Source organism: Pseudomonas sichuanensis (genome assembly GCF_003231305.1).
In the GTDB taxonomy this organism is placed as follows: domain Bacteria; phylum Pseudomonadota; class Gammaproteobacteria; order Pseudomonadales; family Pseudomonadaceae; genus Aquipseudomonas; species Aquipseudomonas sichuanensis.
The window spans coordinates 1-14,393 of the sequence record NZ_QKVM01000032.1; the positions used below are offsets into that span (position 1 = coordinate 1).

At 65.5% G+C, this 14,393-nt stretch carries 12 protein-coding genes; 6 read left to right on the forward strand and 6 right to left on the reverse strand.

The window, feature by feature from the left end; all coding sequences use genetic code 11:
- Positions 1-134: 134 nt before the first annotated feature.
- Both DM373_RS17140 and DM373_RS17145 read right to left on the reverse strand, forming a co-directional pair.
- Entirely contained in the window at positions 135-1,421 is a 1,287-nt protein-coding gene (locus DM373_RS17140) for a Zn-dependent hydrolase (RefSeq protein WP_110994703.1), read from the reverse strand.
- A gap of 82 nt (positions 1,422-1,503) precedes the next feature.
- Positions 1,504-2,994, reverse strand: coding sequence for an NCS1 family nucleobase:cation symporter-1 (locus DM373_RS17145; RefSeq protein ID WP_110994704.1), 1,491 nt, complete (start codon positions 2,992-2,994; stop codon positions 1,504-1,506).
- 604 nt (positions 2,995-3,598) lie between these two features.
- Between DM373_RS17145 and hydA the strand changes: the two genes are divergently transcribed.
- The 3 genes from hydA to preA all read left to right on the forward strand — a co-directional run bounded on the left by hydA (position 3,599) and on the right by preA (position 7,881).
- Complete coding sequence (hydA, locus tag DM373_RS17150; protein WP_110994705.1) at positions 3,599-5,038, forward strand: dihydropyrimidinase; 1,440 nt, start codon at positions 3,599-3,601, stop codon at positions 5,036-5,038.
- Positions 5,039-5,238: 200 nt separating this feature from the next.
- Positions 5,239-6,606 (forward strand): NAD(P)-dependent oxidoreductase, encoded by a 1,368-nt coding sequence (locus DM373_RS17155; protein ID WP_110994706.1) that lies wholly within the window; start codon positions 5,239-5,241, stop codon positions 6,604-6,606.
- Complete coding sequence (gene preA / locus DM373_RS17160; protein WP_110994707.1) at positions 6,607-7,881, forward strand: NAD-dependent dihydropyrimidine dehydrogenase subunit PreA; 1,275 nt, start codon at positions 6,607-6,609, stop codon at positions 7,879-7,881.
- Positions 7,882-8,268: 387 nt separating this feature from the next.
- Here the strand turns inward: preA and DM373_RS17175 are convergent, their stop codons facing one another.
- Together DM373_RS17175 and DM373_RS17180 are read right to left on the reverse strand one after the other, a co-directional pair.
- Positions 8,269-8,676: a DUF4440 domain-containing protein gene (locus DM373_RS17175; protein WP_110994708.1), complete on the reverse strand. Its 408-nt coding sequence runs from the start codon at positions 8,674-8,676 to the stop codon at positions 8,269-8,271.
- Positions 8,669-10,024, reverse strand: a complete 1,356-nt coding sequence (locus DM373_RS17180) for an MFS transporter (protein ID WP_110994709.1) — start codon at positions 10,022-10,024, stop codon at positions 8,669-8,671. Before DM373_RS17180 ends, DM373_RS17175 begins: the two co-directional genes overlap by 8 nt.
- A 90-nt stretch (positions 10,025-10,114) precedes the next feature.
- Between DM373_RS17180 and DM373_RS17185 the strand changes: the two genes are divergently transcribed.
- A complete protein-coding gene (locus tag DM373_RS17185) occupies positions 10,115-11,017 on the forward strand; it encodes a LysR family transcriptional regulator (RefSeq protein WP_110994710.1) in 903 nt (300 codons plus the stop codon).
- A gap of 6 nt (positions 11,018-11,023) precedes the next feature.
- On the opposite strand, the gene DM373_RS17190 is transcribed toward DM373_RS17185, so the two are convergent.
- Complete coding sequence (locus tag DM373_RS17190) at positions 11,024-11,608, reverse strand: TetR/AcrR family transcriptional regulator (RefSeq protein WP_110994711.1); 585 nt, start codon at positions 11,606-11,608, stop codon at positions 11,024-11,026.
- Positions 11,609-11,717: 109 nt separating this feature from the next.
- Here DM373_RS17190 and DM373_RS17195 point away from each other — a divergent pair, with 109 nt between their 5' ends.
- Positions 11,718-12,803 (forward strand): sugar phosphate isomerase/epimerase family protein, encoded by a 1,086-nt coding sequence (locus DM373_RS17195; RefSeq protein ID WP_110994712.1) that lies wholly within the window; start codon positions 11,718-11,720, stop codon positions 12,801-12,803.
- Positions 12,800-13,684: an alpha/beta fold hydrolase gene (locus tag DM373_RS17200; protein WP_110994713.1), complete on the forward strand. Its 885-nt coding sequence runs from the start codon at positions 12,800-12,802 to the stop codon at positions 13,682-13,684. Before DM373_RS17195 ends, DM373_RS17200 begins: the two co-directional genes overlap by 4 nt.
- Positions 13,685-13,693: 9 nt before the next feature.
- Here DM373_RS17200 and DM373_RS17205 read toward each other — a convergent pair whose 3' ends face one another.
- Positions 13,694-14,314, reverse strand: coding sequence for a TetR/AcrR family transcriptional regulator (locus DM373_RS17205; RefSeq protein ID WP_110994714.1), 621 nt, complete (start codon positions 14,312-14,314; stop codon positions 13,694-13,696).
- Positions 14,315-14,393: the final 79 nt, after the last annotated feature.

Genomic DNA, 14,393 nt, shown 5'->3' on the forward strand with positions numbered 1-14,393 from the left:
CTTTGCCTACTTTGGCCAAGACCAAAGTAGGCCGCCGTAAGGGCGGAAAGGTGACTGCGCGTCACCATCGCCGCCGAATGCGCATACATCTATCAAAACCAACACTCTGAAAGCCGAAGCCGAAGCCGAACCCCTCAAGCCGCCAACCGCCCCCCCGCAATCGCCTCCGAAGCCGCCAGCATCGCCCGCAACAACACCGCACACCCCGCCGCCAAATCCCCAGGCGTAGCATTCTCGATCTCGTTATGGCTGATCCCCCCTTCGCAAGGCACGAAGATCATCCCCGCCGGCCCCAGCTCCGCCAGGAAAATCGCGTCATGCCCGGCGCCACTGACAATATCCATGTGCGCCAACCCCAGCGCCGCCGCCGAATGACGCACGGCATCAACGCAGACAGTGTCGAAATACAGGGCCGGGAAGTCGGCAGTCGGCGTCAGCTCATAGCTCAGTCCATGCTTGGCCGTGGTCGCCTCGATCACCCCGCGCACCTCGGCGATCATCGCGTCCAGCTGCTCGCCCTCCAGGTGACGGAAGTCAAGGGTCATGCGCACCTCACCTGGGATCACGTTGCGCGACCCCGGATAGGCCTGCAGGCAGCCGACCGTGCCACAGGCATGGGGCTGGTGAGCGAGGGCGGTGCGGTTGACCGCCTCGACCACCGCGACGGCGCCGACCAGAGCGTCCTTGCGCAGGTGCATCGGCGTCGGGCCGGCATGCGCCTCGACACCGCGCAAGGTCAGGTCGAACCACTTCTGCCCGAGCGCGCCGAGCACCACGCCGATGGTCTTGGCCTGGTCCTCGAGGATCGGCCCCTGCTCGATATGCGCTTCAAAATATGCCCCCACCGGGTGCCCGAGCACCGCCCGCGGGCCGGCATAGCCGATGGCGTTCAGCGCCTCGCCAACGCTGACGCCCTGGGCATCGCGCTTGGCCAGGGTTTCTTCCAGGGTGAACTTACCGGCGAACACCCCCGAGCCCATCATGCACGGGGCGAAGCGCGAGCCTTCCTCGTTGGTCCACACCACCACCTCCAGCGGCGCTTCGGTTTCCACGCCCAGGTCGTTGAGGGTGCGGATCACCTCCAGCCCGGCCATCACCCCGAAGCAGCCGTCGAACTTGCCGCCGGTGGGTTGGGTGTCGATATGGCTGCCGGTCATCACCGGTGGCAGTTTGGGGTTGCGCCCCGGGCGGCGGGCGAAGATATTGCCGACCCCGTCGACCGTCACCGTGCAGCCGGCGGCTTCGCACCATTGCACGAACAGGTCGCGGGCCTGGCGGTCGAGGTCGGTCAGCGCCAGGCGGCATACACCGCCTTTCTGGGTGGCGCCGAGACGCGCGAGGTCCATCAGCGATTGCCACAGGCGTGCGCTGTCGATGTGGTGCTTGCTTGATTGCAGGACTTCCTTGGCGAGGGTGGTCATGGGTGTCTCCTCAGGCTTTTTTTGTCGGGCTGTTGCGGCCCCAGCGCGGGGCAAGCCCGCTCCCACGCAGGGAGCGGTGCGTTCATGGCAACGGCTTGGCCAGCCGTGCCTGGCCGCGCAGGGCCACGGCGCCGAGGGCGTAGTACAAGCCGCCACCCAGCAACGAACCGGTGAACCAGCCGTAGTCGTAGAACCAGCTGAAACTGCTGTTGCCGATGGCCATCACGGTCAGCGCCACCGGCACGCCGAAGGCGGCGAAACCGGCCCAGTTCCACGCCGGGTACACGTCGTCGCGGTACAGCCCGGCCAGGTCCAGTTGTTGGCGCCGCACCAGGAAGTAATCCACCACCATGATCCCGGCGATCGGCCCGAGCAGGCTGGAGTAGCCCAGCAGCCAGTTGGAATACACGCTTTCAAGGCTCAAGTCGGAGACGATCCAGCCGAGCTTCTTGAGCAGCTCGTGGCCCATCAGCGCCAGGCCGATGAAGCCGGTCAGCCATACCGCGCGGCTGCGCCCGATCAGCCGTGGGGCGATGTTCTGGAAGTCGTTGGTGGGCGAGACGATGTTGGCCGCCGTGTTGGTCGACAGCGTGGCGATGATGATCAGCGCCATGGCCAGCGCCACCCAGCCCGGGCTCTGGATATGGCCGATCAGGCTGACCGGGTCGGACACCGTCTGGCCCACCAGCGAGGCCGAGGCCGCGGTCATGATCACCCCCAGCGAGGCGAACAGGAACATGGTCAGCGGCAGGCCGAAGATCTGCCCGAGGATCTGGTCCTTCTGGCTTTTCGCGTAGCGGCTGAAGTCGGGGATGTTCAGCGACAGGGTGGCCCAGAAGCCGACCATGGCAGTGAGCCCGGCGCAAAAATAGCCGACCACGCTGGCGCCTTCCGGGCGCTTGGGCGGTTGTGCCAGCAACTCGGTCATGGACATGTGCGGCATCGCCCACAACAGCAGGCCGATACCCACCGCCACCAGCAGCGGCGCCGACAGGGTTTCCAGCCATTTGATCGACTCGGCGCCCCGCAGCACCACCCACAGGTTCAGCGCCCAGAACAGCATGAAACCGATCACTTCGCCGGTGCCGCCCAGCGCCTTCCACTCGGGGAACAGCGAGCCGAGGAACAGGTGGATGGCCAGCCCGCCGAACATCGTCTGGATACCGAACCAGCCACAGGCCACCACGGCGCGGATCAAGCAGGGCACGTTGGAGCCGAAGATGCCGAACGACGAGCGCAGCAGCACCGGGAAGGGGATGCCGTACTTGGTGCCGGGGAAGGCGTTGAGGGTGAGCGGGATCAGCACGATCAGGTTGGCCAGCAGGATCGCCAGCAGCGCCTCGCCCACGCTCAGGCCGAAGTAGGCGGTGAGCACGCCGCCGAGGGTGTAGGTGGGCACGCAGATGGACATGCCGACCCACAGCGCGGTGATGTGCCACTTGTTCCAGGTGCGTTGGTGCACTTTGGTGGGGGCGATGTCGTGGTTGTAACGGGGGCTGTCGAGCACGTCGCTGCCGGCGTCGAGTTCGAACAGGCCATGCTGCTCGACCACTTGTGATCTGCTTTGTTGCATGGGGCCTTCTCCAGGGTTTTTTTCTTGTTGTTTGCTCATCGGGCTAATGCGATGGCCGGAGTACACACACCACCAGTACTGCACCTGCGGTCCGGCCATGGCGGTTGTGGCCGGGGTTACAACAACCGTGCCGGGTTGGCCGTGGCCTTTCCCGGTGATCGCTGCTGACCGCAGGTAACTTACTGACTTGCAAAAGCATTCCTGATTGCGCCTGGAACGTGCGAACAACTGCAACGTCGATACAGGGCGGCACGCCGTGATTCAAAGCGGTGCGGCCTGGTATTTGCGCTGCGCTGCCTGCGCCTGCCCAGCCGTTTTTAAACAGCTGAATTTGCGTAGAAAATCTTGACCAAATTTGCATCCTGTCAAGTGCGTCAAAATGGTGAAGGGCTGTTCCGTTTTGGTGATTCTTGCAATTAATTCATATAAATCAACAAGATAAAATTTTGAGTATTTGCATATATTTTTTCTTGATGAATGTCAGAACCACAACTAGCCTCGATTCTTGTCAGGCCTGACAGGATTGACCGAAACCCGCAGGCACTGGCCCATGAAAATTCCAAGAACCGGCCACAAAGACCGGTCAGCCTGCGAGGAAGACGGCATGTCCCTGTTGATCCGTGGCGCCACCGTGGTTACCCATGAAGAAAGCTACCGCGCCGATGTGTTGTGTGCCGACGGCGTGATCCGCGCCATCGGTGAAAACCTCGAAGCGCCCACCGATTGCCAGGTGCTCGACGGCAGCGGCCAGTACCTGATGCCCGGCGGCATCGACCCGCACACCCATATGCAATTGCCGTTCATGGGCACCGTGGCCAGCGAGGACTTTTTCAGCGGCACCGCCGCGGGCCTGGCCGGCGGCACCACCTCGATCATCGACTTCGTCATCCCCAACCCGCAGCAGTCGCTGCTCGAAGCCTTCCACACCTGGCGTGGCTGGGCGCAGAAGAGTGCGTCCGACTACGGCTTCCACGTCGCCATCACCTGGTGGAGCGAGCAGGTCGCCGAGGAGATGGGCGAGCTGGTGGCCCAGCATGGGGTCAACAGCTTCAAGCACTTCATGGCCTACAAGAACGCGATCATGGCCGCCGACGACACCCTGGTGGCCAGCTTCGAGCGCTGCCTGCAACTGGGCGCGGTGCCCACCGTGCATGCCGAAAACGGCGAACTGGTCTATCACCTGCAGCGCAAGCTGCTGGCACAAGGGCTGACCGGGCCCGAGGCGCACCCGTTGTCGCGGCCCTCGCAGGTTGAAGGGGAGGCCGCCAGCCGCGCCATCCGCATTGCCGAAACCCTCGGCACGCCGCTGTATCTGGTGCACGTGTCCAGCCGTGAGGCGCTCGACGAGATCACCTATGCCCGGGCCAAGGGCCAGCCGGTGTATGGCGAGGTGCTGCCCGGCCACCTGCTGCTGGACGACAGCGTTTACCGCGACCCGGACTGGGCCACCGCCGCCGGCTACGTGATGAGCCCGCCGTTCCGCCCGCGCGAGCACCAGGACGCTCTGTGGGGGGGCCTGCAGTCGGGCAACCTGCACACCACCGCCACCGACCACTGCTGCTTCTGCGCCGAGCAGAAGGCCATGGGCCGCGACGACTTCAGCCGTATCCCCAATGGCACGGCAGGCATCGAGGACCGCATGGCGGTGCTGTGGGACGCCGGGGTGAACAGCGGGCGCCTGTCGATGCACGAGTTCGTCGCGCTGACTTCCACCAACACCGCGAAGATCTTCAACCTGTTCCCGCGCAAGGGCGCCATCCGTGTTGGCGCCGACGCCGACCTGGTGCTGTGGGACCCGCAGGGCACGCGCACCATCAGCGCCCAGACCCACCACCAGCGCGTCGACTTCAACATCTTCGAAGGCCGTACCGTGCGTGGCGTCCCCAGCCACACCATCAGCCAGGGCAATGTGCTGTGGGCCGACGGCGACCTGCGTGCCGAGCCTGGGGCAGGGCGCTATGTGGAGCGCCCGGCGTACCCGTCGGTGTACGAGGTGCTGGAGCGCCGGGCCGAGCGGCACAAACCGACGCCAGTTCAGCGCTGATCCCGTGGGAGCGGGCTTGCCCCGCGAAGCGAGCATCGCAGTGTGTGGCACCGGCTTGGCCGGTGATCGCGGGGCAAGCCCGCTCCCACGCTGGTCTATGAAAATCCGCTCCCACGCCAGCCCCTATTGACTGCCATCCCCAAAACGGACGCGGCCCTTGACCACCGCCGCCTCCAATAAAAACGAGAGAGGCTACAACCGTGATCGACGCCCTGAACCACTTGCCGCGCCCCCGGGCCGGCGCCGACCAGCTGGCCGAGGCCTTCAGCGACCTTGCGCCCCCGCTCACCGCCCGCCAGGCCGCCGTCGAAAGCGCACGCTGCCTGTACTGCTACGACGCGCCGTGCGTCAACGCCTGCCCCAGCGAAATCGACATCCCCTCGTTCATCCACCGCATCAGTGACGAGAACCTGCAAGGCGCTGCCGAGCGTATCCTTTCGGCCAACATCCTCGGCGGCAGTTGCGCCCGGGTGTGCCCCACCGAGATCCTCTGCCAGCAGGCCTGTGTGCGCAACAACGCCCAGGAATGTGCGCCGGTGCTGATCGGCCTCTTACAGCGCTACGCCCTGGACAACGCGCACTTCAGCGCTCACCCGTTCCAGCGCGCGCCGGCTACCGGCAAGCGCATCGCCGTGGTCGGTGCCGGCCCTGCCGGGCTGTCCTGCGCCCATCGCCTGGCCATGCACGGCCACGACGTGGTGATCTTCGAGGCGCGAGACAAAGCCGGCGGCCTCAACGAATACGGCATCGCCCGCTACAAGCTGGTGGACGACTACGCCCAGCGCGAAGTGGAGTTTCTGCTGGGCATCGGTGGCATCGAGATCCGCCACGGCCAACGGCTGGGCAGCAACCTGTCGTTGACCGAGCTGCACAGCCAGTACCATGCCGTGTTCCTCGGCCTGGGGCTGGATGCCGTGCGCCAATTGGGCCTGGCCGATGAAGAAGCCCCCGGCGTGCTGGCCGCCACCGAATACATCCGCGAACTGCGCCAGGCCGACGACCTCCGCCAATTGCCGTTGGCCGACCGCTGCCTGGTGATCGGCGCCGGCAACACCGCCATCGACATGGCGGTGCAGATGAGCCGCCTGGGCGCGCGCGACGTCAACCTGGTGTACCGCCGGGGCGAGGCCGACATGAGCGCCACCGGCCATGAACAGGAGATCGCCAAACACAATCAGGTGCGCCTGCACACCTGGGCTCGGCCGGATGCCGTATTGCTCGATGACTCAGGCCGGGTGCGCGGCATGCGCTTCGTGCGCACCCAGCTGGTCGATGGCCGCCTCGGCGACACCGGCGAAACCTTCGAACTGGCCGCCGACGCAATCTTCAAGGCCATCGGCCAACGCTTCGACGACGCCAGCCTCAGCGACCCACTGGCCGCGCAACTGGCCCGCGACGGCGAGCGCATACGCGTCGATGCGCGCATGCAGACCAGCCTGCCGGGCATCTATGCCGGCGGCGACTGCACCGCCCTGGGCCAGGACCTCACCGTCCAGGCCGTGCAGCACGGCAAGCTGGCCGCCGAAGCCATCCATGCTCAACTCATGCTCAACGTGGAGGCTGCATAAATGGCCGACTTGTCCATCGTGTTCGCCGGCATCAAGGCGCCCAACCCCTTCTGGCTGGCCTCGGCGCCACCCACCGACAAGGCCTACAACGTGGTCCGCGCCTTCGAGGCGGGCTGGGGCGGGGTGGTGTGGAAAACCCTGGGTGAGGACCCGGCAGCGGTCAACGTGTCGTCGCGCTACTCGGCGCACTACGGCGCCAACCGTGTGGTGCAGGGCATCAACAACATCGAGCTGATCACCGACCGTTCGCTGGAGATCAACCTGCGTGAAATCACCCAGGTGAAGAAGGACTGGCCCGACCGGGCGCTGGTGGTGTCGCTGATGGTGCCGTGTGTCGAGGAATCCTGGAAATTCATCCTGCCGCTGGTGGAGGCCACCGGCGCCGACGGCATCGAACTCAACTTCGGCTGCCCCCACGGCATGCCCGAGCGCGGCATGGGCGCTGCGGTCGGCCAGGTGCCCGAGTACGTCGAGCAGGTCACCCGTTGGTGCAAGATCCACTGCTCGCTGCCGGTGATCGTCAAGCTCACCCCCAACATCACCGACATTCGCCAGGCCGCGCGGGCGGCCCATCGTGGCGGGGCGGACGCGGTGTCGCTGATCAACACCATCAACTCGATCACCAGCGTCGACCTCGACCGCATGGTGGCCCACCCGATCGTTGGCGATCAGAGTACCCACGGTGGCTATTGCGGTTCGGCGGTCAAACCCATCGCCCTGAACATGGTCGCCGAGATCGCCCGCGACCCCGAGACGCGGGGCCTGCCGATCTGCGGTATCGGCGGCATCGGCAACTGGCGCGACGCGGCCGAGTTCATGGCCCTGGGCAGTGGCGCGGTACAGGTGTGCACGGCGGCGATGCTGCATGGTTTTCGCATCGTCGAGGACATGCAGGACGGCCTGGCGCGCTGGATGGACCAGCATGGCCACCGCAACCTGGACGCCTTCCGTGGCCAGGCTGTGGGGCATACCACCGACTGGAAGTACCTGGACATCAACTACAAGTCGGTGGCGCATATCGACCAGGCCGCCTGCATCGGCTGCGGGCGCTGCCACATCGCCTGCGAAGACACCTCGCACCAGGCCATCGCCAGCACGCTCAAGGCCGACGGCACCCATGCCTACAGTGTGATCGAGGAAGAGTGCGTGGGCTGCAACCTGTGCCAGATCACCTGCCCGGTGGAAAGCTGCATCGACATGCAGGCGCAGGACACCGGCAAGCCGTACATGAACTGGACCCAGGATCCGCGCAATCCCTATCGCGAGGTGGGTTGAACCGGGGCCTTCACATGTCTTACGCCATGCACCAAGGCTGGCAGCGGTACCCTCACAGGCATAATTGGCCCGAAACAAATGTGGGAGCGGGTTTACCCGCGAAGCGCCGCGCGGGCGGCGCTCGATCTTGAGAGCGCTGGACATCTTTCGTCATGCACATGGTGGCCCACATGCGATCCCAAGGCAGGCGCTTGGGCATCGCATTGGTGACCCTGGAAAATCAGGATTGGGTAATGGCCACCAGGTGGATGGAGGGGTATTGGGTGAGGGCCACCACGTGCCTGCCGGAGTTTTTGCAGCGCCTATGAGATCGAGCGCCGCCCGCGCGGCGCTTCGCGGGTAAACCCGCTCCCACATTTGTTGCAACGTGACCATGTCTGGTAGGCCTCAGTTCGCACCCACCGGCGTCTCCTGCAAACACCGCCACACCACCCCGCGCTCACTGCATTCGAGTATCGCCAACGCCCAGCGAGCCTGCGCCACGCCCTGCAGCCGCTGGACCTCCTTGTAGCGCACCGCCATATTCATGCCTGCTCGCCACACGACCTGCACTTCGTCGATTTCGATCTCAAGCCCCGGCCGCGCCCCGGCGACGCGTTTGAACAACTGCTCGACCTGCTGGCGATCGAACACCGTCCCCGCGATACCGACCATGCTGAAATCCTCGGCGAACACTGCCATCAAGCCGCCCAGTACCGTCTGGGCCTCGGCGGCGGGGCGGCTGAAGACCATCTGGATCAGCTCGTGTACGTGATGGATGCTGTGCTCGGCACGGGCAATCGCGGTGTCAGGCATGCTGGGGGTTCTCCTTGGGTAATGTGTGTAGCCGCGCAAGCGGCGCCAGCCCGAGCAGCGCCGCCAGGGCGAAGCTCAGGTGGTAGGCGAGGGTGCTGCCCAGCCGATCGAGCAGCAGGTTGAAGACCATCAACAGCAGCGCCGCGCCAACGCTGAAGGCCATCTGCCGGTTGAGGTTCCACAGCACGCTGGCCTGCTGGGTCCGCTGGCCGGTGAAGTCGAGCAATGCAGTGGTCTGCGCGGTGTTGGCGCCGATGCCGCCACCGATGCCCATCAAGGCGTAGGCGAGGATCAGCAGGTGGCCGTCCCGTGCGCTGTCGACCAGCACCAGCAGGGCGATGCCCAGGCTGTGCAGGAGCATGCCCAGCAGGAATAGGCGCCTTGCCCCGGCGCGGTTGTAGGCCCGGCCCACCATCAGCATGGCGGCGAAGGCGCCGGCGGCGTACACCAGCATGAACAGACCGCTGGCCTGGGCACTCAGGTGCAGGGTGTCCTGGAGGTAGAAGAGGTTCAGCAGATTGACCCCGGTGAAGATCCCGGGGATGGCCTGGTAGATCCACATGGAAACCTTCAGCCGCGCACTGCCGAGCAGATCGAGTTCGAGGATGGCGCTGTTCGTGCGGCGGTAATGCCGGCGATACAGCAAGGCACACACCGCGCCCAGGGCCAGGCACGGCAATGCCCAGGCCAGGCCATGGCCGGCGCCGTACAGCGACATCCCCAGCAGCAGGGCGGCGAGCGCGGCGCTGACCAGCAGCAGGCCGAGAAAGTCTGGCCGTGCCTGCGCCGTGCCGGGTACGTCGCGGATCCACAGCCAGGCCAGCCCGGCCGCCAACAGCGCCAGCGGAATGTTGGCGTGAAAGACCCAGGGCCAGCTGCCTCGGTCGACCATCAGCCCGCCCAGGCTCGGCGACAGCGCAGGCGCAATCAGTGCCACGGCCATCACCAGGGTGGATATCCGGGCGCGCTCCGGCCCCTGGAACAGGTTGAACGTCAGTGCCTGGCCCACCGGGATCAGCAGCCCGCCAGCCATGCCCTGGAGCAGGCGCCAGGCGATCAGCCCGGCAAAGCCGTCGGCCTGCCCGCAGCCCCACGCCGCCACGGCGAACCCGAGCATGCTGGCGCTCAGCAGCTTCCTGGCGCCCCATTGCGCCGCCAGCCAGGTACTGACCGGCATCACCAGGGCCAGCCCGAGGATGTAGGCGTTGCCCACCCAGGCACTGTTGGCGTTGTCGATGGCGAAGCTGGCCGCGATCCGTGGCATGGCCACGGCCGGCATGAAGATGTTGATGCAGTCGATGAAGAAGCCCAACAGGAAAACAGTCGCCACGCGGTATCGATTAGTCATTGCCACTCCTTTGCCGCGCGCAGCCTAAGCGGCTTGGACTGACCCGGTCGATGCCGTTACCCTTGAAACTCTGTTTGATGGAAATGAACAATGCTGCGCACGGCCCTCCACACCCAGCTCAACCGGGTGCAGACGTTTTTGGCAGTGGTCGATTTCGGCTCGTTTACCAAAGCGGCGGACTTCCTCGGGATCAGCAAGGCGATGGCCAGCCAGCACGTCAAGGCACTGGAACAGGCCCTGGCGGTGACCCTGCTGGTACGCACCACCCGCGCCATCGCGCCGACTGAAACCGGCCAGGCGTTCTACGACGACTTCAAGGTGATCGTCGGCGATGTCGAGAGCGCCTTCGAGAGCGTCATGCAGCGGCACAACGGCGTGGCCGGCACACTGCGCATCAGCACCACCGGCGAGTATGGCGAGCGCTTCATCCTGCCGCTGATCCCGCTGTTCGCCGAGCGCTACCCAGGGCTGTCGATCAGCTACGACATCGACTCGTCATTGAGTGACCTGATTGCGCAACGGCTCGACCTAGTGGTGCGCCTCGGCACCTTGGTGGATTCGAACCTGCGCAGCCGCAAGCTGGCCGATTACGACATCCTGCTGGTGGCAGCACCTGGGTTCATCGCCCGCCACGGCATCGAGCACCCGGCGGACCTGGCGAACCTGCCGTGGATCGCCAACAGCAACCTGCACAACCCGACCAGCTGGACCTTGCAGGCTGGGGAGGGCGACTGCCTGAGCATCACCGGCACTGCCGCTTTTCGGTCCAACGCCAGCCACGCCATCCGCGCCATGGCCCGCGCGTCGTTGGGGGTGGCCGTGCTGCCGGCGTGGTTGGTGGAGCAGGACCTGGCCAGTGGTGAGCTGCAGCGGGTGTTGCCGCAGTACAGCCTGCCTTCGCAGCCGATCAGCGTGGTGTACCCGCACAGCAGCCATGTGCCGCACAAGACCCGGGTGTTCATCGATTTCCTCTGTGAGCATCTGGGCCGCTGAGCAGGCCTATCGCGGCAGCACGGCCAAGGCGCTGTGGCAGGCACTGCGCAGGGCCGCCGCGGGTACGCCATCACGTGCCTGCACCGAGATGCCATGGAGAAAGATCGCGTAGAAATGCCCCAGGGCCTGGACATCGGTGTGGGGCGGCAACTGGCCCTGCTCGCGGGCACGGCTTAGCCGGGCAATGATCGATTCGCTGCGCTGGCGACGGTGATCCGCCAACCACTGCTGCACCGCGACGTTGTCCGGTGCAACGCCGCTGGCCGCGCTTACCACCAGGCATCCCTTGGGCTCGTCGACACGGGTATAGGTAGCGATGGCGTCCTCGAGCATCTGCTCCAGCGCCTGGTGGATATCCGGCAGGGCCAGGGCACGGTCGGCAAAACCGCCTTCGGCCGATTCGTACAGTGCCACGGCTTCTTCGAACAGTTGCTGCTTGCTGCCGAAGGCCGCGTAGATCCGCGCCGAGGCGATACCCAGCCCGGCGACCAGCGCCGCCATCGAGGTGCCTTCGTAACCGTGTTCCCAGAACAGCCGCAGCGCCTTGCGCAGTGCCTGCTGCTTGTCGAATTCCCGTGGTCGTCCTGCCATTGCCTGTCTGCCTGAATGCGCCAAACGGGCATTCTAGCCAATTCGCGATTGACGGGCAGCGTCGATCACACCTATTGTTTGTTGATCGACAAACAATAGGAAGGAATCGATGAAAACGCTCAAAGGCCCAAGCCTGCACCTGGCACAGTTCAGCAGTGACAACCCGCCGTTCGATTCGTTGGACAGCATCGCCGGTTGGGCCGCGCAGTTGGGTTTCAAGGCCCTGCAGGTCCCGGCCTGGGATGCTCGCCTGTTCGATGTGGCCCTGGCCGCGCAGAGCACGGGGTACTGCGACGAGATCAAGGGGCAGCTGGCAGGGCACGGCCTGCAGATCAGCGAACTGACCACGCATATGTTCGGCCAGTTGGTCGCGGTGCACCCGGCCTATGACCCCCTGTGCGACGCGTTCGCGCCCGCTTCACTGGCGGGGCGGCCGGCGGCGCGCACCGACTGGGCCATCGAACAAATGAAGCTGGCAGCGCGCGCCAGCCGCAATCTGGGCCTGGCCGACATGGGTACGTTTTCCGGTGCCTTGGCCTGGCCTTATCTGTTCCCCTTCCCGCAGCGCCCGAAAGGCCTGGTGGAGGCTGCCTTCGAAGAGCTGGCGCGGCGCTGGCGGCCGATTCTCGATGTCTGCGACGAGCAGGGCGTGAACCTGTGCTTCGAGATCCACCCGGCCGAGGACCTGCACGACGGCACCAGCTTCGAGCGCTTCCATGCCCTGGTGGGCGAGCACGAGCGCTGCCGTATCCTTTTCGACCCCAGCCATTTCGTGCTCCAGCAGCTCGACTACCTGGCCTATCTGGACCTGTACCACCCGTTGATCCGCATGTTTCACGTCAAGGATGCCGAGTTCAATCCGAGCGGCCGGCAGGGTGTCTATGGCGGCTACAGCGACTGGGCCGAGCGCGCCGGGCGCTTCCGCTCGCTGGGCGATGGGCAGGTCGATTTCAAGGCGATCTTCGCCAAGCTGGCGCAGTACGACTTCGATGGCTGGGCCACCCTTGAGTGGGAGTGCTGCCTCAAGGACCAGGAGGTCGGGGCCCGGGAGGGCGTCGAGTTCATCGACCGACACATCATCCAGGTCACCGGGCAGGTCTTCGACGACTTTGCCGGCGCACCGCTCGCCCCTGGGCAGATACAGCGCATGCTGGGGCTTGCCGTGGCTGGCAACGCAGTGGGAGTACGGGCATGAACCCAGTCATCGAGTCCCGGGACGACGCGTTCGCCCATGTCTATGTGCAGGTGGAAGGGCTGCGCATCCATTGCGCCGTGGCCGGGGAGGGCGAGCCCGTGCTGCTGGTGCCCGGCTGGCCACAGACCTGGTATGCCTGGCGCCATGTGCTGCCTGCGCTGGCCGCGCGAGGCTTCAAGGCGATTGCCGTCGACCCGCCCGGCCTGGGTGACTCGGACCGGCCCGAGCACGGCTACGACACCGGCAACGTCGCCCGCCTGTTGCATGCGCTCATGGCGCAGCTGGGGCATGAGCGCTATCACCTGGTCGGTCATGATGTGGGCATGTGGGTGGCGTACGCCTTGGCCAGCGATCAGCCGCAAGCGGTGCGCTCGCTGGCGGTGGCCGAGGCGGTGATACCGGGTTTGGCAGCGGCGCCGCCGATCTTCGTGGACCCGCAGGAGAACATTTTCCTCTGGCATTTCCTGTTCAACCAGGTCCGAGACCTGCCGGAGTTCCTGATTGCCGGGCGTGAGGAGGGTTACTTGAATTTCATGTTCGATCGCTGGGCCATCCAGCGCCATGCCGTGGCATCCGATGTCTATGTTCGCGCCTATTCGTCACCCGGTGGGATGCGCGGTGGGTTTGCCTACTATCGGGCGATTCCTGAAACCATCCGGCAGAACCGCGAGCGTGCTGCCCGCCCGTTGCGCATGCCGGTGTTGGCGATCGGGGCCGAGCATGCCACCGGCGATGCGCCGTTGCAGACCCTGCAGGGGCATGCCCAGGCGGTGCGTGGCGTGATCCTGCCAGGCTGCGGGCATTTCGTGATGGAGGAGGCGCCGGCCTTGTTCAACGAACACCTGCTGGCCTTCCTGCAAGGCCCGGCGGCCAGTGGCTGAGCGCGGTGCTCAGGGCTCCAGCCCGATGCCGCGCAAGATGACGCTGGTCACAGTCTGTACCGCGCTTTCGAAGGCCAGGTCGGACAGCGGTTCGCCGCGGTTGAGCAGCGTCACCTGATAGCCGAAATCCGCATAGTGCTGGGTCGCCGCCCAGATCATGTACAGCAGCGCCGAAGGTTCCACCGGCAGGATCCGTCGGTCCTGCACCCAACTGCGGATCTTGGTTTCCTTGAGCTGCGCCCAGGGCACCAGGGTGTCGTCCAGGGTCGGGCCGAGCACCGGCGCACCGTGCAGGATCTCTTCCGCCCAGATCTTCGAGCCCAGCGGCCGCGAACGCGAATGGCCCATCTTGGCGCGGATGTAGCTGGTCAGCACCACCCGTGGGTCGTCGAAGCGCTCGAAACACAGTGCGTCCTGCTTCCACACATCCAGCAGGTCCTGCAGTACTGCGCGGTACAGCTCGTCCTTGGTGCTGAAGTAGTAGTGCAGGTTAGAGCGCGGCAGCTGCGCCTGCTCGGCGATGTCGCCCATCGAGGTGGCGCCGTAGCCTTTGGCGGCGAACACCTGCTCGGCGGCCTGGAGGATCTTGTCGATGTTGCGTCGACGGATCTCGATCTTGTGGTTGGCCATGGGCTGTCCGTGGTGACCTGAACAGGGCAAGGCTAACAGCTTTGCAAGGCGTGTGGTGAAGGCTTCGCGGCCATCTGTT